A 21,287-nucleotide genomic window follows, 5' to 3' on the forward strand; every position below is an offset into this window, starting at 1 on the left:
CCCGAAGTGGCGTACGGATAATTCTAAACCACAGCCATGACGATGTGTGCCTGGATTTTGGCGGCGACCTCGCCGCTGCCATGCCTGTCGGCAATCGCGGATGCGGCATAATCTGTTGCAGCGTCCAGTTTCCCCGGATCCCTGGCCTCGATTTCGGTGCGAAGAACAGTTCCCTGGCAATAGGCAACAGCCGGAACGCGCGGCGAGGATGCGCGGCTTTGTTCGGCTCTCGTCTCGATCACCACTTGGGAGAAACCGGCGTCCTCCAGCTCACTGCGGATCAATGCCTTATCGTGATAGCCGTGTGGCGTGCGTGCCAGAAAGCGCGGCGGATCGTCCGGAAAAATCCTTGCCAGCGCATTGGTCACATCATCGGCAAACACATTCTCCTCGATGCGATCCCAGACGTTGAACAGAAAATGTCCACCGGGCTCGAGGACCCGCTTCGCCTCACGATAGGCGGACAGGCGGTTGGGAAAGAACATCGCCCCAAACTGGCAACAAACGAGATCGAAAGCCGCATTTTCAAACGGCAGCGCCAGCGCATCGGCCTGGCGCCATTGGATACGGCCGTCGGGAGCCTGTCGCGAAGCGGCATAGTCGAGCATCGGCTGGTTGAGGTCCGTCACGACATAGCTGGCGCCAGGGGGCAGCTTTGGCGCCAATGCGCGAGTGACGACCCCGGTGCCCGCCGCGACTTCCAAAACGGCGCTGGGCGACAAGGCCCCCGCTCGTCGTGCAAGATCCGTGGCAAACGGCTCGAAAATCAACGGCACCATGTATCGGTCGTAGTTTTCCGGAATCGAGCCGGAAAAAACCTTGTCGGCTTCGAGCATGACGATCACCCACCATGTCTATGGCGCACAGCCTAGCACATGCCTGCAGGTCCTTGGATACGATTTTCGAAAAGAGCGGCTACCGCTCTTCCGCGATCGTGGTCACCTTGAATTCCGGCAGCCACCGCAGGGCCGAGCGATGCCATATCTGTTGTGTCGGGACGAGATCCTCGCGTTGCCGCGCGGTTCCCACTCTAATCCCGTACACCTTCGGACCGTCGCCGACCGACGTCGCGTAAAGATGCGAACCGCAGTCGCCGCAAAACGCCTGGGCGCGCTTGGCGCCACTTGCTCCGGTCTTGATATAGATTCTTGGCGTGCCCCGAGTGATCCGGTAGTGATCCTCGGGCGCGGGAACGGTGACACGAAAGGCGGTCCCGGTCAGTTGCTGGCAGTCCGTGCAGTGACAGATCGAGGTCTTCTCCGGGTCGACCTCCGCTTCATAGGTGATGGCGCCGCAATGGCACCCGCCGTCGATCCTCATCGTCGTTCCTCCAAAATTCATCCACTAATCTTAGCGGAGCAAGGCGGCGGGGCAACGGCGGAATGCTGCTGCAAGGTCAATGCATGTCGCCCAAAAGTGACCTCGGCTTTGGGAGAACGACAGGCATGAAAACAAAGAATCTAAAGCCCGTCGCACGAATCCGTTCCACGCGACGCGCCTTAGTCGGACGCCGCCTCGATCACCTGGCGCCGCTGCTCCCAAGTGCCGGTGGTCTGCGGTTTGACGAACAACCGCGTGATCTCCGGCATCTCCTTCTTCAGCCGCGCCTCGATGCGTTCGACACAGGCTTCGATCTCGGGTGCGGTCAGATGGTCCTCGAACTCGATGCTGAGGCCGGCAACGATCTCTTCCGGCCCCATGTGGACGGTCAGGACGCCGTTCGCCCGTTGCACCGCCTGGTCCTGCTGGACGATCTCCAGCACGCGTCTCTGCACTTCGGGTGAAGCCGGCTCGCCGATGAGCAGCCCCTTGCTTTCCCGGGCCAGGAAAATCGCCGTCGCGCCGAGGATAAACGCGATGCCGATCGAAGCCGCGCCGTCGAGTTCCGGCATCTCCAGCAGCTCCGCCGCCAATATGCCGGCAAAGGCGACGGTCAGGCCGAGAAGGGCAGCGCTGTCCTCGAACAGAACGGTATAGACGCTCGGATCCTTGCTCGATTGCGCGGCCTCCAGCCAGCCTTCTCCGCCCTTCTGCCGGCGGAATTCCCTCAGCGCCACCAGCCAGGAGCTACCCTCGAACAGGAAGGACAGGCCGAGAACGATATAGTTCACCTTGACGTTGGCGGCAGGCTCGGGCGCCATGATGTGGGTGATGCCCTCGTAGAGCGAAACGCCGGCGCCCAGCGCGAAGACCAGAAGAGCGACGATGAAGCTCCAGAAATAGAGTTCGCGGCCATGTCCGAGCGGATGCGTGCGGTCGGCCGGGCGCGCGGCACGGTGCATGCCGTAGAGCAGAAGGCTGCCATTGCCGGTATCGACCAGCGAATGCACGCCTTCCGATAGCATCGCCGAACTGCCGGTGAACAAGGCGGCGCCGAATTTGGTCAGCGCGATGGCCAGATTGCCGGCGAGCGCTGCATAGATGACCGTTTTTGAGCCGCCGTGCCCGGCCATCGTTTCCTCACCGTTGCCGATGCGTGAGCTTAGCCCCCCGTCCGCCCAAGCTCCACACCTATCCTGAACGCACGAACAGCCAATGCGTTCAGGTCCCGTCGCGGACCCTCTCAAACCGATTGAGGCATCCGCGGAGCGCAAGGCCGCAAACAGCCCTCTTGCTTAGAGGCGTTTCTCTTGTTTCACTTCACTTCCCACAATTGGAGGAACGAATCATGGCTAAAGGTGCGATGAAGGCTGGCAAGGAAGCCCGCAAGCCGAAAAAGGACGCCAAGAAACCCGCAGCCGCTCCGGCCCTCAAGGCGCCGCCGGTCAAGGCGATGCGGATCAAGGAAAAGTAGTCTCGGCTAACCGGCGCGGCGAGATCTCGCCGGCGGTATTCGACGATGCCGCCGGGCAGGTGTGATCGGGCGTCTGGACAACCCTATGTTTCCGGCGTGGGGACGACCCCGCGCCTTTCCGAAAATTCGGTCGGGACGACCCGCCCACTGTTGATCACGCATCGGCGGATCGGATCTGTTCCGGTCCGGTGCGGGATGGAGCGTCTCCGATGTCCTGGACTTTTCTGTTTTTCGCCGGCCTGTTCGAAATCGGTTGGGCGATCGGCCTCAAATACACCGACGGCTTCACAAGGCTCGTTCCGACCGTGCTCACGGTCGCGTCGATGATCGTCAGCCTCACCCTGCTCGGCCTGGCGTTGAAGGCGCTGCCCGTCGGCACCGCCTATGCGGTGTGGACCGGCATCGGCACCGTCGGCACGGCGCTGCTCGGCATCTGGCTGCTCGGCGAGCCGGCCACCGCGATCCGGCTCGCCTGCATCGCGCTGATCGTCTGCGGCATCATGGGGCTGAAATTCGCGGCCTGAGGGTGTTCCCCCGCCTCAAGGCCTGGCTCGAAAGTGAGCTCGCCTGACGGCGATGCCGGGCATCGTCCAATGACAGGGACCGACTAGCGCAAAAAAGGCCGCGCCTTGGCGCGTCCCTTTGTCCACTGCCTTCGAGGCGAATGCCGCGCTTAGCGGCCGGTAAAGCCGGGCGGGGCCCTGCCGTTGCGCGCCTTGCGCGCCGCGTAACGCGCGTCGCGCTTGGCCTTGCGTTCGGCCTCGTCGGCGAGCAGTCGGGCGATGCGCTCGGTCTCCTCGGCTTCGCGGATCTTCGCTTCAGCCGCGGCGGCTTCCTCGGCGGCGATGCGCGCCGTTTCGGCGGCGGCCTCGCGTTCAGCCTTCTCGGCCGCTTCGCGCGCCAGCTTTTCCTGCTTCAACCGGGCCTTCTCGGCCTCGCGTATTTCACGGGCCGCAAGGATCGCCTTGCGTTCGGCCTGTCGCGCCAGCACTGCGGGATCGTCTGCTGCCGGCTTTGACTTAAAGCGCTCCAGAAGCGCCTTCTTTGCCTCGTTCGCGGCATTGCGCCGCTCGAAAATGTCTTTTTCCCTGTAGATAGCCAAGTCCACTTCCCTGAAGTCAATTCGCGAGGCTTACATACGCGCGAAAACCGAGAGTTCAAGCGCCAAAACGGTATGGCAGCCATGAATTTCTGGGCTGTTGCGCGCGGGAGACGCCTTTCCTTCGGAAATCGGCATGCACTGTTCACCGTCCGCCCTCTGGCGACGGGGCTGGCGGATCGCTACCTCTGAAGCGAAACGCAAAGCGGCGCGGCGGTTCTGTCCCCGCACCGCTTTGCACCCTCGCGAACTCCGAATTCGCCGAAAACCAGGATGACATTGACATGGAACTCGGTCTCTACACTTTTGCCGACGTCAGTCCGCAGCCCGGCCCGGGCGCCATCGGACCACATGAGCGCTTGCGCAATCTGATCGAGGAGGTCGAACTGGCCGACCAGGTCGGTCTCGACGTGTTTGGTCTTGGCGAGCATCACCGGCCTGACTACGCCGCGTCCGCGCCGGTCGTCGCCCTGGCGGCGGCAGCCGAGCACTCCAAACGCATCAAGCTCACCAGCGCGGTCACGGTGCTGTCTTCCGATGATCCGGTGCGCGTCTTTCAGCAATTTGCCACGCTCGATCTTCTCTCGGGCGGCCGCGCCGAGATCATGGCCGGGCGCGGTTCCTTCATCGAATCCTTCCCGCTGTTCGGCTACAATCTGGAGGATTATGACGAGCTCTTCGCCGAAAAGCTCGATCTGCTGCTTGCCATCCGCGATCAGGTGAAGGTCACCTGGTCCGGCAATCTGCGCGCGCCGATCAACGATCGCGGCGTCTACCCACGGCCCTTTCAGGACAAATTGCCCGTGTGGATCGCCATCGGCGGCACGCCGCAGTCCGCCGCCCGCGCGGGCGCGCTCGGCCTGCCCCTGGCGCTCGCCATCATCGGTGGCGAGCCGGCGCGGTTCGCGCCGCTGTTCGACCTCTACCGTGAGGCTGCCAGGCGTGCCGGCAGTGATCCGGCGGGCCTTGCCACCAGCATCAACGTGCATGGCTTCATCGCGGACACGACCGAGCAGGCGGCCGATGATTTTTACGGCCCGCAGGCCGAAGTCATGAACCGCATCGGCCGCGAGCGCGGCTGGGGCCCGACATCGCGGGCGCATTTCGACCAGTCGCGCGGTGCCAACGGCGCGCTCTTCGTCGGCAATCCCGAGCAGGTAGCCGAGAAGATCGTCGCCCAGCACAAGATCTTCAACAATGAGCGCTTCCTGTTGCAGATGGCTATCGGCACCATGCCGCATGCCAAGATCATGAAGGCGATCGAGCTCTACGGCACCAGGGTGGCGCCAATCGTGCGCAAGGAGACGGCGAAATCAACGCCGGCGGTGGCGTCGCCCGTCGCCTGAATCCGGCAAGTCCCGCCCGGGTGGCGCCTCGCTCCGCTTGGACCCTATGCGGTTGTTGCGCGACGATCTCGCGGCCTTCCGAAGCCGGCTTATGGAACCTTGCCCGTAACTCCGCGTTTTGGCAGCGCCCGCCATGCGTCCATTGCCGGGTGGCAGGCAAGGGGAAGTATGAAGACCGAGTCCGCCGCTTCGGGCGCAGGCACAGCCGCATCGGACGATCCGCGCGTCGAGGCCCGCGCCGACACGCATCTGATGCGATTGCTGCTTGTCGGCATCTTCACGTTCATGACCGTCTATGCGCTCTATTTCGCCCGCGCCTTCTTCATGCCCGTCATTCTGGCCTTCCTGCTGGCGCTGACACTGACGCCGATCGTCCGGCTTTTGCGCAAGCACGGCATTCCCGAGGTGGCCTCGGCGACCCTTCTGGTGCTGCTCTCGATCTGCGTCTTCGCCAGCGCCGGTTACCTGCTCGCCAGCCCGATCATCGACCTTATCAACAACACCTCGTCCATCGGCCAGCAACTCACCGAACGGCTGGCGCAGTTGCGCCGTCCATTCGAAAAAGTCATGCAGATCTCGCATCAGATCGAGCAATTGACCGAGACTTCCCAGGAACCCGACATACAGAAGGTCGCGGTCGCCCAGTCCGGCATTCTGTCGTCCGCCGCCAGCAACATCCTGTCGGCGGGAACCAGCCTCACCATCATCTTCGTGCTGTCGTTGTTCCTGCTCGCCTCGGGGACGATGTTTTACGAGAAGATCATCCAGTCGTTCGCCAGCCTCACCGAGAAGAAGCGGGCGCTGCGCGTCGTCTATGACGTCGAGCGCGAAATCTCGCACTATCTGCTCACCGTCACCATGATCAACGCGGGTCTCGGCACCGTCATCGGCCTTGGCCTGTGGGCACTCGGCATGCCCAACCCGCTGGTCTGGGGCGTCGCGGCGGCGCTGCTCAACTTCCTGCCCTATGTCGGCGCGCTGCTGACCATCGTGCTGGTCGCGGTGATGGCGCTGATCAGCTTCGACAGCATTTCCTACGCGCTTCTGGCACCGGCCTTCGTGCTGCTCTGCGACATCGTCGAAGGCCAGTTCGTGACGCCGATGGTGGTCGGTCGGCGCCTGGAGATCAACGCGGTGGCGATCTTCATCGCGATCGCCTTCTGGTCGTGGCTGTGGGGCTTCGTTGGCGCCCTGATGGCTGTACCGCTGCTGGTGGTCATCAAGGTGTTCTGCGATCATTTCGAGGGGCTCGGTCATGTCGGCAATTTTCTCGCCGCGCAACAGACCGCCGTGGTGGAGGACGAACCCGTCGAGGAGGACAGCAAGGCCGCCGCATGAGCGGCGCGCCGTGTTTGCGGCATCCTGACTGAATGCCTATATCCGCTCAGACAATGGCCGGTGCCCTTCCGATGAGTGATGTTCCCTTCGACCTCGACGCCTATTTCGCACGCATCGGCCATGCCGGGTCCAGGGATGTTTCGCTGGACACGCTGAAGACGCTTCATCTCCTCCACCCGCAGGCAATCCCCTTCGAGAACATCGATCCGTTTCTTGGCCGCCCGGTCCGTCTGGATCTTGCAGCGCTGCAGGACAAGATCGTCGTTGGCGGGCGCGGCGGCTATTGTTTCGAGCACAATCTCCTCTTCATGCATGCCCTGAAGGCGCTGGGTTTCGAGGTCGGCGGGCTAGCCGCGCGCGTGCTCTGGGGTCAGGACGAGGACGCCATCACGGCGCGCGGCCATATGCTTTTGCGGGTCCAGCTTGCTGGCAAGACCTACATCGCCGATGTCGGCTTCGGTGGCCTGACCCTGACGGCCCCCCTGCTGCTGGATCCCGGCACGGAACAGAAAACCCCGCATGAGACGTTCCGCATCGTCGAAGCGGACGATCATTTCCGATTGCAGGCCGCCATCGGCGGCGACTGGCGCTCGCTCTACCGCTTCGATCTGCAGCCGCAATACGAGGTCGACTATTCCGTCACCAATTACTTCCTGTCGACCAATCCGGCATCGCATTTCCTCACCTCCGTCATGGCGGCGCGCGCCGCGCCCGACCGGCGTTTCGCGTTGCGCGGTGCCAAGCTGTCGATCCATCACATTGACGGCCGCAGCGAGCAGAAGGACGTAGCCACCGCCGCCGAACTCGCCGACACGCTGGAAGACCAGCTCGGCATCATCATTCCCGACCGCGAGGCCTTCGAGGCCAGGGTGCGTAAGAAGAAGATCGTGGAGATCACTGCATGACCGAACTGTCCGTTCTCGACCTGTCTCCGATCGTCGAAGGCAGCGATGCCTCGCACTCGCTGGCCAACTCGCTCGATCTCGCCCGCCATGCCGAGCGGCTGGGCTACAAGCGCTACTGGCTGGCGGAACATCACAACATGCCGGGCATCGCCAGTGCCGCCACCGCCGTGGTCATCGCCCATGTCGCCGGCGGCACCCGCACCATCCGCGTCGGCGCCGGCGGCATCATGCTGCCCAACCATGCGCCGCTGGTCATCGCCGAGCAGTTCGGCACGCTGGCCGCCTTGTTTCCCGGCCGTATCGATCTCGGTCTCGGCCGGGCACCCGGCACCGACATGAATACGGCGCGCGCCTTGCGCCGTAACCTCGAGGCCGGCGTCGACAATTTCCCGCAGGATGTCGTCGAGCTTATGGGCTATTTCCTGCCGGCCGAGGAAGGCCAGCGCCTCAGGGCCGTGCCTGGCGAAGGCCAGAACGTGCCGATCTGGATTCTTGGATCGAGTCTCTACGGCGCGCAACTCGCCGCCATGCTCGGCCTGCCCTACGCCTTCGCTTCGCATTTCGCGCCGGCGGAGCTCGATCACGCACTGGACATCTACCGTTCGCGCTTCCAGCCGTCGGACCAGCTCGACAAGCCGCATGTCATGCTCGGCCTCAATGTCTTTGCAGCACCCACCGACGCCGAGGCACGATTGCTGTTCACCTCGCTGCAGCAGGCCTTCGTCAATCTGCGCACCGGCCGGCCGGGAAGATTGCCGCCGCCGGTCGAGAACTATGACCGCGATCTCGACCCGATGGCCAAGACCATGCTCGGCCAGGCGCTGTCCTGCGCCGTCGTCGGCTCTCCCGAAACGGTCCGGCAAGGCATCGATGCGTTCGTGCGTCGCACCGGCGCCGACGAACTGATGGTCACCGCACAGATCTTCGATCATGCCGCCCGCCTGCGGTCGTTCGAAATCCTGGCCGAGGCCCACAAATCTCTGGCGGAAGCAGCCTAACTCCTGGTTTCCGCGCAATTCCGGACGGGAGCAATTGCACTGTTTTCCCGGAATTGTTCTTGGGCACTTTTGCGGACGGCATCCTTTTGCTAAGGCAGGCTGTCTCCCTCAGGATCGAGCGCCGCTCCGTGAAAAATGACCATGACGCGCGAATGCAATTCGCCATCGAGTTGGCGCGTCGTGCGGGCGAACTCGGACTGAAATACTTCCGCGATCTGGAAAGCCTGACCATCGAGAGCAAGGGCCATCAGGACCTGGTCTCGCAAGCCGACCGCGAGGTCGAGCTATTCATCCGCGCCGCCATTGCCGCCGACTATCCGCAAGACGGCATCGTCGGCGAGGAGCATGCCCCGGTCGCCGGCGCGACAGGCTACGTCTGGGTGATCGACCCCATCGACGGTACCGCCAATTTCGTGCGCGGCATTCCGGCCTGGTGCGTGGTGATCGCCTGCGCCCGGGACGGAGAGACGGTTGCCGGCGTCATCCACGAGCCTTCGACCGGCGAGACGTTTCACGGAAGCCTCGGCGGCGGCGCCTTCGTCAACGGCAGGCCGATCAAGGCCAGTGCGGCCACTAGCCTCGAAGAGGGGTCGGTGGGGACCGGATTCTCGAATCGGGCCGAGGCCGAGAACATCGCCGTGCTGATCAAGAAGATCCTCGCCGAAGGCGGCGTCTTCTTCCGCAATGCGTCCGGCGCCCTGATGCTTGCTTATGTGGCGTCGGGCCGGCTGCTTGGCTATGTGGAAGAACACATGAATGCCTGGGACTGTCTGGCCGGCATGCTGTTGATCGAGGAGGCCGGCGGCACGGCTCTGAAGGCGGATCCGAAGACGGTGCTGCGGAGCGGAACAAAGATCATCACGGGCGGCAAGGACGTCTTTTCGAAGTTGCAGGCGCTTTGTTCCGATACCTGGCCCTGATTTGCCATCGGCCGTTCAGGCACTCACGCTCTGCACAACCGCCCCCAGCGGCCGGCACGAATTGCGGATCATCAACCGGCCCTTGAGCACCAGTTTGCGCGGTGGCGCGTCACGGTTGCCGGCGAGACGGTCGAGCAGCAGATTGGCCGCCTGTTCGCCGATCGCCTGCACGGGTTGCGCCACCGTGGTCAGCTGCGGCTGGAACACGTCGGACCAGGGAAAATCATCGAAGCAGGCAACCGAAATGTCCTCGGGGCAGGAGAGGCCGATGTCGCGGATCGCCTTCATGGTACCGATCACCATCGGGTTGTTGGCCGAGAAGATCGCGCTTGGCCGGTCGTGCAGCGAAAGCAGCTGCATGGTCGCGTTATAGCCGTCGATCTCGTGGAAATTGCCGGAGCGGACCAGCTCTTCGGCCACAGGCAGTCCGGCGGCTTGGAGCGCCTCACGGTATCCCGTCATGCGGTCATGCATGGGCGAAATGTCCGAGGTGCCGGTGATGTAGCCGATGCGCCGGTGACCGAGATTGATCAGATAGGTGATGGCATCGAACACGGCACGCTGGTTGTCGAGCACTACCGTATCGGTGTCGACGCCCTCGCAGATGCGGTCCAGAAGCACCACCGGCACCTTGGCGTCGTCGACGATCCCCTTGAGGATCGCGCCGTCGCCGACACGCGCCACGATCAGCCCGTCGACCATGCGGTCGAGCAACAGTCTGATCTGGTCGTCCTGGGTGTTCAAATCCTCGTCGGTGCAGCACAGCATGACCGCATAGCCGGCGCGGTCGAAGGCCTGCTGGATGACCGAGACGACATCGGTGAAGAACGGGTTGGTGATGTGCGGCACGGTCAGCCCGATAGTGCGCGTCGTGCCCATCTTGAGGCTGCGGGCGATCGCATTGCGCTTGTAGCCGATATCGCGGATCGCCTGTTCGATGCGCTGGCTGAGCTCCGGGCTGACGGTCGCCGTGCCGTTGATCAGTGCCGAAACGGTGGCGACCGAGACACGCGCGGCTTCCGCCACATGCAGCATCGTCGGTGCCGTGGATTTCCGCTGCCGCGTCCGCTTTGATGCCATTTTTCGAAACGTTTCGCCCGTGCCTGTTCGCTATACCTACGGAGTATCAAGGTTTTTCGCAAGAATTGAAAAGAGTCAATCCTGCTTTGTCAGATAGCGGCTTGACATGATCGAAACGTTTAGATTAGCGTTCGGGTCGAATTTGACGAAGACGGAAGGGAGGCCGCCATTGTCATGGAGCACAGCAGTTCCCTTTCCCCGGGGCATAACGCGCCAGCGGACCAGCCAGATACGGTTCTGAGCGCGGAGCATATTTCCAAGAGCTTCGGCGGTATTGCAGCGCTTAGCGACGTCCGCTTCGACCTGCGCGGCGGCGAGGTCCATGCCTTGATGGGCGAAAACGGCGCCGGCAAGTCGACGCTGATGAAAATCCTCTCCGGCGTTTATATCGGCTATGAAGGCACGGTCAGCGTCGATGGCCGGCCGGTCAGCTTCGCCGGCGTGCGCGACGCCGAGGATGCCGGCATCGCCATCATCCACCAGGAGCTCAACCTGGTGCCGGAACTCAGCGTCGCCGACAACATCTTTCTCGGCCGCGAGAAGCTGATCGCCGGGCTGATCGTCGACCGCAAGGCGAGCAGCCGTGCCGCCGGCGCCCTGTTGCAGCGGCTCGGCATCGAACTCGATCCCGAAGCCCGCGTCGGCGCCTTGCGCGTCGGGGAACAGCAGCTGGTCGAGATCGCCAAGGCGCTGTCGATGTCGGCGCGCATCCTGATCATGGACGAGCCGACCTCCGCGCTGTCGCCGGCCGAATGCCAGCGGCTGTTCCGCATCATCCGCCAGCTTGCCGACAGCGGCGTCGCCATCGTCTACATCTCGCACCGTATCGACGAGGTCATGCATCTGGCCAGCCGGGTCACCGTCTTCCGCGACGGGCGCCATGTACTGACCAGGCTGATGGCCGAGCTTGACGAGAATGCCATCATTTCGGCGATGGTCGGCAGGGACCTGCTCGCATCCTCCCAAGGCGAGCGGGATATCGGCGGCGGGACTGTGCTTTCGGTCAGCGATCTGTCGCTGTCGAAGCCCGACCGCCAGGGCTGGCGGCAGGTGATCGACGGCGTCAGCTTCGATCTTGCCGCAGGCGAAGTCCTCGGCATTGGCGGTCTGCTGGGCTCCGGCCGCACCGAGATCATGGAGGCGATTTTTGGTTCCGGGGATGGCCGGACCGGCGGCGAAATCCGGCTCGACGGCGCTCCCGTGAACATCCGCTCGCCGCGCGACGCAAGGCGGCTGGGCATCGCGCTGGTGACCGAGGATCGCAAGACGCAAGGCCTGCACCTGCAGGCCTCGATCACTGACAATGTGGCGCTGCCGCTGGTCGGATCGCTGGCGCGCTTCGGCACCCGCTCGCTGGCCGGCGAACAGCGGCTGGCGCGGCAGGCGGTCAAGGCGCTCGGCATACGCTGCCAGGACATCGACCAGCCGGCCGGCACGCTGTCGGGCGGCAACCAGCAGAAGGTCGTCATCGGCAAGTGGCTGGCGACCAGGCCACGCGTGCTTTTGCTGGACGAACCGACGCGCGGCATCGATGTCGGCGCCAAGCGCGAAATCTACGACCTGATCTTCAGGCTGGCTCGCGAAGGCCTGGCCATCGCCGTCATCAGCTCCGAGCTGCCGGAACTGCTGCATCTCTCGGATCGTATCCTGGTGATGGCCGACGGCCGCCAGACCGGCATTCTTTCCCGCGAGGCGGCAAGCGAGGAGGCCATCATGCGTCTCGCTGCGCCGCGCCGTACCATTTCGAGACCAGCCGCATGACTGCCCTGAAGCTCCTGTCCCGGACCAAGCTCTACTGGGGCCTGATCGCCATCTTCCTGATCGGCGTGCTGGGCTCGCCGGTGAGTTCCAAGGGCAACAACATCTTCCTGTCCTACGGCAACCTGCTCGACGTCCTGCGCCAGGTGTCGACCACCGGGCTGATCGCCACCGGCATGACGGCGGTGATCATCACCGGCGGCATCGATCTTTCCGTTGGTTCGCTGATGGCCATCTGCTCGGTGGTCTGCGCCATGCTGCTGACCGTTCCGGGCGTGACGCCGGGTGCCGTGCTGGGCGTGCCGACCGTTGCCCTGGTGGCGCTTTGCCTTGGCTTCGCCATCACCCGCTTCATCTTCCTCAACCTGGAGAAATCCCGCGCCGGTCCGGATGCCGCCGCGCGCGATGTCAGGCTGGACAGCGCTCGGGGGCTGATTACGCCGGCCATCGTCGGCGTGGTCCTGTGCTGCCTGTCCCTATGGTATCTGCTGCCGCAGATCGAACCCAAATTCGGCGTGCTCGGCGTGCTGCTGGTGGCGCCCTGCGTCGGCCTGCTGTTTGGCGCCGTCAACGGCTTCATCATCGTTGGCGGGCGCCTGCAGCCGTTCATCGTCACCCTGGCGATGATGGTGACCGCACTCGGCATCGCCCGGCTCACCGCCGGCCAGAACAATGCCGTACTGCCCGTCTATACCGGCTCGAATGCGACCGCAGACTTCGAAATGCTGCGCTCGCTGGTGTTCGGCGTGATCCCGATGCCTGGCCTGTTCTTCCTCGGCGCCATCCTGATCTATGGCGCGGTGCTGCGCTTCACCCCGTTCGGCCGCTATGTCTATGCTATCGGCGGCAATGAGGAGGCGGCCCGGCTGTCAGGCATTGCCGCCGGGCGCGTCAAGATCGCAACCTATGCCGTCTCCGGCCTGCTCGCCGGCATCGCCGCCGTGCTCTATGTGGCGCAGTACCGGCAGGGCAAGCCGGATGCCGGCGCCGGGCTGGAGCTCGATGCCATCGCCGCCGTGGTCATCGGCGGCACCAGCCTGATGGGCGGGCGCGGCAGCCTGACCGGCACCTTCTGCGGTGTGCTGATCTTTGGGCTGCTCTCCAATATCCTGCAGCTCCACAATATCAACTCGAACCTTCAGCTGGTGCTGAAGGGAATGATCATCATCGGCACCGTGCTCGTGCAGGAGCGCAATGCCGGTGATCTCCTGGCCTATCTGCGCCTGGTACCTGCGTCTGTCTGGGGCGGGCAAGCGGCGCATACGGAAACGGCCGCGGTCAAGCGGCCGTCGCAAGAGACCCCGTCTCTCAATCTCGGAGGAAACAAGAAATGAAACGACGTGACATGCTGAAGCTTGCCGTCCTCGGCGCGGCACTGCTGACCACCACCGCGCTGCTCTCCACCGGCCATGCCTTCGCCCAGGACAAGAAGTGGAAGATCGGCTTCTCGCAGGTGACGACCATCGAGCCCTGGCGCGCCCAGTTCAACAAGGACATCCTGGCCGAAGCCGCCAAGCACCCGGACGTCGAGCTGATCGTCACCGATGGCGAGGACAAGACCGAGAAGCAGGTCGCCGATGTCGAGAATCTGATCCGCCAGGAAGTCGACGCGCTGCTGGTGTCGCCGAAGGAATCCGCCGGCTTGACGGGCGTCGTGCAGCAGGCCATCGACGCCAAGATCCCGGTCTTCGTGCTCGACCGCAATGTCGACACCAAGGACTACACGCAGTTCGTCGGCGGCGACAACAAGCTGATCGGCCGCGCGGCTGGCGAATATGCCGTCGAACTGCTCGGCGGCAAGGGCAAGGCTGCAGGCAATGTCGTCGAGATCTGGGGCGGCATGGGCACCCAGCCGGCGCATGACCGCCATGACGGCTTCCACGAATTCACCGACAAGGAGCCGGGCATCAAGTATCTGCTCGACCAGCAGTCGGGCGACTGGAAGCAGGACCAGGCCTACAACATCATGGCGACCGCGCTACGCAACAACGAGAAGATCGACCTCGTCTACGGTCACAACGATCCGATGGCCTACGGCGCCTATCTCGCCGCCAAGGATGCCGGCCGCGAGAAGGACATCAAGTTCATCGGCATTGACGGTCTGCCCAATGAAGGCGTGCAGCTGGTCAACAAGGGCGAGCTGACCGCGACCTTCACCTATGTGACTCCCGGCGCCGAAGGCCTGCGCCAGGCGATCAAGTTCCTCAAAGGCGAGAAGGTCGAAAAGACCATCACGCTGCCCACCGAGAAGATCACCAAGGAAAACGCCGCCAAGGTGCTGAAGGACAACGGCCTGTGAGGTCGCTTGTGGGATGGGTTGGCGCTGCCCTCATCCTCCCGCCGGGCGTTTATCGTTCGAAAAGCCAAGCAATTGGCTTTTCGTCCGCTGCGCGGACACTTTCTCAACTCCCCGTCACCATACGGGGAGAAGTGTCCGGTGTCCGACCGGAAATATAGGTAACAGAATAGACCGATTGCATGGGTGCACGGACGCCGACAGCATGACGCGGATGCGCCAACTGCCTCGTCCAACCAACCTCTGCAGTCTGTAAGTCTGCTCTCATGCCAGTTTCGCCAGCAGCTTCATGAAGGTGGCGATCTCCTTGGCCGAGAGCGGCGCCAGCGTTTCCCTGGTGATCTCGCGGGCCAGCGGGATCAGGCGATCGATCGCGTCGCGCCCTTCGGCGGTCAGGTTGACCAGTAGCCGCCTTTTGTCGACGTCATGCTTGGAGAGTTCGACCAAGCCGCGTGCCTTCAGCCGGTCGATGACACCCTTCACCGTCGCCGCATCCATGGCGATCAGTGTGCCGAGCTGGTTCTGCGAGGTCTCGCCGACATCGCGCAACTTGGCCAGTGCCGCGAATTGCGGCGGCGTCAGGTCTGCGATATGCGCGGCGAAAATCGAGACGTGCCGCTGATGCGCCTTGCGCAGGATGAAGCCGACCTGCTCCTGCAGGCGGTAATCGTGATCGTCGGCCTCTTCGACCTCGACCAGCTTGAGCAGATTGTCCTCGCCGCTCACCGCAGCCCGTCCCAGGCCTTGATGTCTTCGGCCGCCAGGCCCCCCATACGATTGTGGACGCGCGGACCGCAGGTCATGGCGAGGCAGAACAGGATTTCGTCGGGGCGCGGCCCGTCGCTGATGCCCACTTCCATGGCGTCGAAATGGCTGCGCACATAGGCGGCGTTGATATGGCCGAGCGGCACGTCGAGCCTTGACCCGAAGGCGCCGACCTTCTTCGCCGACGGCACGATCGCCTTGGCGTCGCCGAGCCGCTCGCGCATGGCGTAGCCGCCCGGCACATGCCAGAGCGCGCCGTGCTCCAGTTCGCCCGCGGTGCCGACAATCGCCCCCTTGCCGTAGCCGTCGATCTGTTTCACGTCGCCGCCGAGGGCTGCGATCAGCCGATCTGCGAGCAGCAGCCCAAGCGGCTTCAGATCGTCCATGGCGCTCTGCAAATCCTCGACATAACGCCCGGCGAACGGGTTCTTGACCACGGCCATTGCCGCGGCACGCCGGCGCGGCACTTCGGCCACCGGCCCGCCATCATGAAAGATCTCCTCGCTCAGCACCGCGATCTTGCGGACTGGAAACTCAGGCATGGGCAACTTCCTTCCGTTCATCCTTGTTGGGTGCGGCGAGCGAGACGGAGCCACCGATACGGGCTTCGCCGCCAAGAAAAAGCGCCGATCCGGCAATCAGGCCGCGCCGGCGAAAATCTTCGGCGACGGCAAGACCATTGTCCAGCGCCCGCGCCACCTCGCCAGGTGCAAGCGCGCCGACGCCTTGCGTCACCAGCCGCGCGCCAAGATCGCTGTCGGGCGACAGTTCACGTGCGGGCACGCGGCTGATGGCAGGGTTGCCCGGCAGGTCCACCGCGTTGGCAATGAGCGTCGCCGCCGCATCGGCCTCGGCGCCGGTCCGCGCGAGCACTGTGACGGCGTCGGCAATGCCAAGCGAGAAGGAACGACCGCGCCAGCCGCTGGTGGCGACGCCGTGAACGCCATCTTCCGCGCGAATGGTGATCCGGTCGGCCATGCCATTGCCGGTACCGGCGACGGCCAAACCTATAGACCGGCCCTTGCCGATGTGGAGAGCGCTGTCCCCGCCATTGTTGACATAGGCGCGATCGAGCCTGCGGCCGGCAAGCAGTGCGGCGAGCATTTCGTCGGCCACCGATCCTGCAACGGCCGCCATCGGTGTTATGAAGCACTCCGCCAAGGGTATCACGGCCGCTTCCATGCGGCGCGCCGTCGGACCGTCAAAGGCGCGCGGCCGCAGGAAGAACGACGGGAGCCGCAATTCGGGAAGCTCTCTGACCAGCTCGATCAGGATCGTCTGGAAGCGCGCGACGGCCTGCTCATAGGCCAGGCGGCATTCCTGCGCCTCACCAAACGCCTCGACGATCAGGTCGATCGGCCCGTGGTGGAGATGCAGCCGCTTGCCGTCCTGCAGCCAATGCGCTTGCGGGCCGTCCATCATCCGGTCCCGTTCGACGCGGCGCGCCGCAATTGCGCCAGCGGCGGCCATGGATTGCCGGCGGGCGCGCCCGCGCCTTGGCGAGGATTGAGATATTCGCCGCCCCTGGCGACGATATCCCCGACGCTGCGGATTTCGGCCTCGTAGCCGCCGAGCCTGATATAATCGTCACGGCGCAAGGTGAACTCGATCGGCGCCACCAGCGCCGGTGTCGGCACATAGCCGAAGGCACCTTCGGGCACTCTGGTGACATCGACCATCAGCGTGATGCCGCCGCCTGGCCACACATAGACCGGCGCGCCGCCGACCGTCACATAGGTCTTCAGGCCTTGCACCGAGCGGGTGAGATTGACCGGGTTTTCGGTGACGCCGGCGCGCAGCGAACCGCCGGCGCCGCCAATGAACAGCACGGTGCACAGCGCCGGTTCGCAATTGTCCTCGATCAGTTCGACCGACTTCCGCAGTCGCTCCGGAAAGGGCTTTTCGACCGGCTTCAGATCGTCGTCGAGTTCGTAATAGGCGAACTGCTCGCCGGTGGTCGAAACCATCAGCAGCGACAGGCCGGGCCGGGCGCCCTTCCCGGCGTTCCACGCGCCGAGGATCGACAGCGGGTCGGAAATGCTGGTGCCGCCCCAGCCGAGGCCGGGCTCGGAGACCTTGAAGTAGCGGCCGGGCGTCGAACGGCGACCGATGATCTTTATCCCGGTATCCTGCCAGCCCAGCACTTTGCCGGCCTGATGCTCGGAAACGACGCCGGTGATGTGATCGTCGACCACCACAACCTCGTCGACCAGCCCGCGCCACTGCGTGGCGAACATGCCGATGGTGGCCGAGCCGCAGCCGACGCGCATGCGGTGTTCCTGCTTGCCGTCGATGACAGGTGGTCTGCCGGCTTCGACGATGATGGTGGCGCCGCCGTCGATGGTGAGTTCCAACGGTTTGCGGTTGCAAAGGTTAAGCAGCGCGTCACACGTAGCGCGGCCTTCCGCTTTGGAGCCGCCGGTCAAATGATGCACGCCGCCCAGCGACAGCATCTGCGAGCCGTATTCGCCCGTGGTGACATGGCCGATCGCTTCGCCTTCGGCCCGAACAGTCGCGGTTTCCGGCCCGATATGCCGGTCGGTGTCGATCTTCACCTTGACGCCGCAGTACGAAAAAATGCCTTCGGTGACGACGGTGACAAGGTCGACGCCATCGACCTCCTGGCTGACGATGAAGGGGGCCGGCTTGTAGTCGGGATAGGTGGTGCCGGCGCCGATCGCGGTGACGAAGCGGCGGCCGGTGTTGAGCAACTCGCCGTTCCATGTTTCGCCCTCGGCGACGAACGGAACCATGGCGCCGCCGGTCTCCGCCGAATGGTCGAGAATGGTCAGCGGGTCCATGCGCACGATCCGGCCGCCGACATTGCCGTAGCGATCGCAAGCGCCGGTGCGGCCCTCCGCGATGTAGCACATGACCGGGCAGGCATCACAGCGGATCTTCTCCGCCACCAGCTTCTCGCCGGGTTCATGGGTTTCGAAGCGCTCGGCAAGCTCGCTCATGGGCGTGCCTCCTTTTCGCGAAGGGCGGCGCGGATACGCGTCGGCGTCGCCGGAATTTTTGTAACCAAAACGCCGGTGGCGTGGCGGATGGCGTTGAGGATCGCCGGCGCCGTCGGGATCAGCACATGTTCGCCCAGCCCCTTGGCGCCAAACGGCCCTTCGGGATCGGGGACCTCGACGAGGATGGTCTCGATCGGCGGCACGTCGCCGATCGTCGGGATGAGATAATCGTGCAGGTTCTCGGTGCGGCCGGGAATGTATTCCTCCATCAGCGCCATGCCGATGCCTTGCGCGATGCCGCCCTCGATCTGGCCTTCGACCAGCAGCGGGTTGATCGCCTTGCCGACATCGTGCGCGGCGGTGATCTTGATCAGCTTCACTGTGCCGAGCTTCAGGTCCACCTCGAGCTCTGCGATCTGCGCGCCATAGCCGTAGACGGCGTAGGGCTTGCCCTGGCCTTTGGCATCCAGCGGCAGCGTCGGCGGATCGTAAGTTTCCTCGGCGCGGAAGACGAAGCCGTCGGCATCGACGTCGAGAGAGGCGAGGTCGATACGGCGGGCGGCGTCACCCTCGAGAATGAGGATGGCGGAACCATCCAACTGGAGCGAAGCGTTTTCGGAGACATTGGCGTAGCGCAAAATGGTTTCGCGCAAGGCGCGGCCGGCCTTTTCGGCCGCCTTGCCGGTCACAAAAGTCTGGCGCGAGGCCGAAGTCTTGCCGGCATCGGGGCTGATCGCCGTATCGGCGCTCTTCAGCCGGAAATTTTCCAGCGGCAGGCCAAGCGCGTCGGCGCAGATCTGCGTGATCACGGTGTTTGAGCCCTGGCCGATATCGACGGCGCCCTGGTGCAGGATCACATCGCCCGAAGCCGCGATGCCGACCCGGATGGTCGACGGATTGGGCAGCGAGGTATTGCCGCAGCCATACCAGCAGGACGCCAAGCCAACGCCGCGCTTAATGTCCGTGTGGGTCCTGTTGAAAGCGTCTGAGTCCGCCGTCGCGCGTCCCCAATGCGGCCGCAAGGCCTCAAGGCATTCGGCAATGCCGACGCCCAACTCCAGCCTCTGTCCGGTAACCGTTTCGGAGCCGTTCCGAAGGCAGTTCTTCAGGCGAAAATCGAGCCGGTCCATGCCGAGCTCGCCGGCCAGCGCGTCATAGAGCGTCTCCTGCATGATGGTCGCCTGCGGCACGCCGAAGCCACGGAAGGCGCCGGAGATCGGGCCATGGGTGTGGATGGCACGGCCCTCGGCGCGGTAGTTGGGCGTCGTATAGGGGCCGGATGCATGCACAGGCACGCGGTTGGCCACCGTCGGCCCCCAGCTTGCATAAGGGCCGGTGTTGAAATCGCCGGCAAAGACCATGCCGGTGACATGACCATCGGCGTCGGTACCGATGGTCGCTTTCATCTCGGCCGGATGGCGCTTGGTGGTCGACATCATCGATTCGTTGCGGGTGTAGGCAAGGGCTGCCGGCCGGCCCGTCTTCAGCGCCACCAGGCCGATCAGCGGCTGCAGCGAGACGTCGAGTTTCGAGCCGAAGCCACCACCGGTCGCGGTCGGCACGATGCGGACCTTGTCGACGGCAAGGCCGAGCACTTTCGCCGTATCGTCGCGGTCCATGTAGGGCGCCTGGGTGCAGGCGACGACGACCAGCGTGTCGCCGTCCATATAGGCATGGCCGGCCTCCGGCTCGATATAGGCGTGCTCGACATAGGAGGTGTCGATCGCGCCCGACACGGTGACGGCTGCATTGGCGACTGCGGCTTCGGGATCGCCGCGTTCGACGAAGCCCTTGGTCAACAGGTTGGCCGGGCGGTTGTCATGGATCCGCGCCGCGCCTTCGGCCTGCGCTTCGCCGATATGCAGCACATGCGGCAGCTCGGTCCAACGGATGGGGAAATCCGACAGGTCGAGATCGAGGATCGCCTCGCGCTCGCCCGCGACCAGAGCCACCGCCTCGCCGCGCAGCCGGGCAAAGCCGTCGGCGAGTGCCGGCTGGTCGGCGAAGGGACCAATGACGCCGAAACAGTTTTTGCCCGGAATGTCGGCTGCGGTGAAGACGCCGGCGACACCAGGATGTCTCTTCGCCCAATCGTCAAGGTCACCGAAGACGAAGCTGGCATGATAATGCGGCGAACGGACCACCAGCACGGCAAGGGCGTCGACGGGAAAGGAATCGCCGCCGAATTTTTCGTCTCCAGTGACTTTCGGCACACCGTCGAGCCGGATCGGGGAGGAGCCGACGGCCTTGCCCGAGATTGGCATTCTGCGGTCAAGCTCACGATCCAATCGTGAGTGTTGGCGCTGCCCCTCACCGTTACCCTCTCCCCGTGAAGAACGGGGAGAGGGGGGCGCCAGCGATGCGGCTAATCCCTTCTCCCCGTCACCTAACGGGGAGGTGAGGAGTGGTCCGCGCAGCGGACGAAAGCCAATTGCTTGGCTTTCCGAATGACGAACGCCGGCAGGCGGATGAGGGGCAGCGCTGTCGGTCGACGGTTCGGACCGCCCCGCCTCCATCACCGCCGCGATGATCTTCCGGTAGCCGGTGCAGCGGCACAAAACGCCGCCCAGCGCATCCTGAACTTCGGTCTCGGTCGGGCTGGGTTTTTTCTCCAGCAGCGCCGTCGCCGCGACCAGCAGCGCCGGCGTGCAGATGCCGCACTGCGCCGCGCCATGCGCGAGGAAAGATGATTGCAGCGCCGACAGCCGGCCATTGGCCAGTCCTTCGACCGTCGTCACCGATGCGCCAGCGGCCGAGGCCGCCGGCATCAGGCAGGCGCAGACCGGATCGCCGTCGACCAGCACCGTGCAGGCGCCGCAATCGCCTGCGTCGCAGCCGACCTTTGTGCCGGTAAGCCGCAATTCGTCGCGCAAGACCTGCGACAGCCGGCGCAGCGGCGGCACATTGACCGAGACGGCGGCGCCATTGACCTTGAAAGCAATGTCGGCGCGCTCAAGGCCAAGGCCCGGTGGAACTCCGCCCGGATCGGTCCGGGTTTCGCTGACGTCAGGCAGCACCGGGCTCATGT

The 21,287-nt window shown here is 64.3% G+C and carries 20 protein-coding genes; 10 read left to right on the forward strand and 10 right to left on the reverse strand.

Features of this window, described 5'->3' with window-relative positions:
* Positions 1-23: 23 nt before the first annotated feature.
* The 3 genes from FJW03_RS25345 to FJW03_RS25355 all read right to left on the reverse strand — a co-directional run bounded on the left by FJW03_RS25345 (position 24) and on the right by FJW03_RS25355 (position 2,453).
* A complete protein-coding gene (locus FJW03_RS25345; RefSeq protein ID WP_140765305.1) occupies positions 24-836 on the reverse strand; it encodes a class I SAM-dependent methyltransferase in 813 nt (270 codons plus the stop codon).
* A 79-nt stretch (positions 837-915) separates the two neighbouring features.
* Positions 916-1,320, reverse strand: a complete 405-nt coding sequence (locus FJW03_RS25350; protein WP_140609882.1) for a GFA family protein — start codon at positions 1,318-1,320, stop codon at positions 916-918.
* A gap of 179 nt (positions 1,321-1,499) precedes the next feature.
* The gene (locus tag FJW03_RS25355; protein WP_140694028.1) at positions 1,500-2,453 is read right to left on the reverse strand and encodes a cation diffusion facilitator family transporter; all 954 of its coding nucleotides are present in this window, start codon (positions 2,451-2,453) and stop codon (positions 1,500-1,502) included.
* Between the two features lie 215 nt (positions 2,454-2,668).
* Between FJW03_RS25355 and FJW03_RS30125 the strand changes: the two genes are divergently transcribed.
* Entirely contained in the window at positions 2,669-2,794 is a 126-nt protein-coding gene (locus tag FJW03_RS30125; RefSeq protein ID WP_081294138.1) for a hypothetical protein, read from the forward strand.
* A 209-nt stretch (positions 2,795-3,003) separates the two neighbouring features.
* A complete protein-coding gene (gene sugE, locus FJW03_RS25360; protein ID WP_010912766.1) occupies positions 3,004-3,318 on the forward strand; it encodes a quaternary ammonium compound efflux SMR transporter SugE in 315 nt (104 codons plus the stop codon).
* Between the two features lie 149 nt (positions 3,319-3,467).
* On the opposite strand, the gene FJW03_RS25365 is transcribed toward sugE, so the two are convergent.
* Positions 3,468-3,896 (reverse strand): DUF6481 family protein, encoded by a 429-nt coding sequence (locus tag FJW03_RS25365; protein WP_140609884.1) that lies wholly within the window; start codon positions 3,894-3,896, stop codon positions 3,468-3,470.
* Positions 3,897-4,177: 281 nt separating this feature from the next.
* Here FJW03_RS25365 and FJW03_RS25370 point away from each other — a divergent pair, with 281 nt between their 5' ends.
* From FJW03_RS25370 to FJW03_RS25390, 5 genes are all read left to right on the forward strand, one after another.
* The gene (locus tag FJW03_RS25370) at positions 4,178-5,239 is read left to right on the forward strand and encodes an LLM class flavin-dependent oxidoreductase (RefSeq protein WP_140694031.1); all 1,062 of its coding nucleotides are present in this window, start codon (positions 4,178-4,180) and stop codon (positions 5,237-5,239) included.
* 168 nt (positions 5,240-5,407) lie between these two features.
* Positions 5,408-6,577: an AI-2E family transporter gene (locus FJW03_RS25375; protein ID WP_140609886.1), complete on the forward strand. Its 1,170-nt coding sequence runs from the start codon at positions 5,408-5,410 to the stop codon at positions 6,575-6,577.
* Between the two features lie 71 nt (positions 6,578-6,648).
* A complete protein-coding gene (locus FJW03_RS25380; protein WP_140765303.1) occupies positions 6,649-7,482 on the forward strand; it encodes an arylamine N-acetyltransferase family protein in 834 nt (277 codons plus the stop codon).
* The gene (locus FJW03_RS25385; protein WP_140765301.1) at positions 7,479-8,480 is read left to right on the forward strand and encodes an LLM class flavin-dependent oxidoreductase; all 1,002 of its coding nucleotides are present in this window, start codon (positions 7,479-7,481) and stop codon (positions 8,478-8,480) included. The genes FJW03_RS25380 and FJW03_RS25385 overlap by 4 nt, the downstream gene beginning before the upstream one ends.
* A 152-nt stretch (positions 8,481-8,632) precedes the next feature.
* On the forward strand, positions 8,633-9,400 hold the full coding sequence (locus FJW03_RS25390; protein ID WP_413466443.1) for an inositol monophosphatase family protein: 768 nt from the start codon (positions 8,633-8,635) through the stop codon (positions 9,398-9,400).
* Between the two features lie 15 nt (positions 9,401-9,415).
* Here the strand turns inward: FJW03_RS25390 and FJW03_RS25395 are convergent, their stop codons facing one another.
* On the reverse strand, positions 9,416-10,435 hold the full coding sequence (locus FJW03_RS25395) for a LacI family DNA-binding transcriptional regulator (RefSeq protein ID WP_140609916.1): 1,020 nt from the start codon (positions 10,433-10,435) through the stop codon (positions 9,416-9,418).
* Between the two features lie 219 nt (positions 10,436-10,654).
* Here FJW03_RS25395 and FJW03_RS25400 point away from each other — a divergent pair, with 219 nt between their 5' ends.
* From FJW03_RS25400 to FJW03_RS25410, 3 genes are read left to right on the forward strand one after another with little or no spacing between them, the layout of a single operon-like run.
* Positions 10,655-12,241: a sugar ABC transporter ATP-binding protein gene (locus FJW03_RS25400; protein WP_140765299.1), complete on the forward strand. Its 1,587-nt coding sequence runs from the start codon at positions 10,655-10,657 to the stop codon at positions 12,239-12,241.
* On the forward strand, positions 12,238-13,572 hold the full coding sequence (locus tag FJW03_RS25405; protein ID WP_140765297.1) for an ABC transporter permease: 1,335 nt from the start codon (positions 12,238-12,240) through the stop codon (positions 13,570-13,572). The genes FJW03_RS25400 and FJW03_RS25405 overlap by 4 nt, the downstream gene beginning before the upstream one ends.
* The gene (locus FJW03_RS25410; protein WP_140765295.1) at positions 13,569-14,537 is read left to right on the forward strand and encodes a substrate-binding domain-containing protein; all 969 of its coding nucleotides are present in this window, start codon (positions 13,569-13,571) and stop codon (positions 14,535-14,537) included. The genes FJW03_RS25405 and FJW03_RS25410 overlap by 4 nt, the downstream gene beginning before the upstream one ends.
* Positions 14,538-14,798: 261 nt before the next feature.
* On the opposite strand, the gene FJW03_RS25415 is transcribed toward FJW03_RS25410, so the two are convergent.
* From FJW03_RS25415 to FJW03_RS25435, 5 genes are read right to left on the reverse strand one after another with little or no spacing between them, the layout of a single operon-like run.
* Positions 14,799-15,260, reverse strand: coding sequence for a MarR family winged helix-turn-helix transcriptional regulator (locus tag FJW03_RS25415; protein ID WP_140765293.1), 462 nt, complete (start codon positions 15,258-15,260; stop codon positions 14,799-14,801).
* Entirely contained in the window at positions 15,257-15,841 is a 585-nt protein-coding gene (locus FJW03_RS25420; protein ID WP_140609894.1) for an amino acid synthesis family protein, read from the reverse strand. Before FJW03_RS25420 ends, FJW03_RS25415 begins: the two co-directional genes overlap by 4 nt.
* Positions 15,834-16,718 (reverse strand): UPF0280 family protein, encoded by an 885-nt coding sequence (locus FJW03_RS25425; protein ID WP_140765389.1) that lies wholly within the window; start codon positions 16,716-16,718, stop codon positions 15,834-15,836. Before FJW03_RS25425 ends, FJW03_RS25420 begins: the two co-directional genes overlap by 8 nt.
* The gene (locus FJW03_RS25430; protein WP_140765291.1) at positions 16,718-18,259 is read right to left on the reverse strand and encodes a 6-hydroxynicotinate reductase; all 1,542 of its coding nucleotides are present in this window, start codon (positions 18,257-18,259) and stop codon (positions 16,718-16,720) included. Before FJW03_RS25430 ends, FJW03_RS25425 begins: the two co-directional genes overlap by 1 nt.
* Complete coding sequence (locus tag FJW03_RS25435) at positions 18,256-21,285, reverse strand: molybdopterin-dependent oxidoreductase (protein ID WP_140765387.1); 3,030 nt, start codon at positions 21,283-21,285, stop codon at positions 18,256-18,258. The genes FJW03_RS25430 and FJW03_RS25435 overlap by 4 nt, the downstream gene beginning before the upstream one ends.
* Positions 21,286-21,287: the final 2 nt, after the last annotated feature.

It is taken from the genome of Mesorhizobium sp. B4-1-4, assembly GCF_006439395.2.
Lineage (GTDB): Bacteria > Pseudomonadota > Alphaproteobacteria > Rhizobiales > Rhizobiaceae > Mesorhizobium.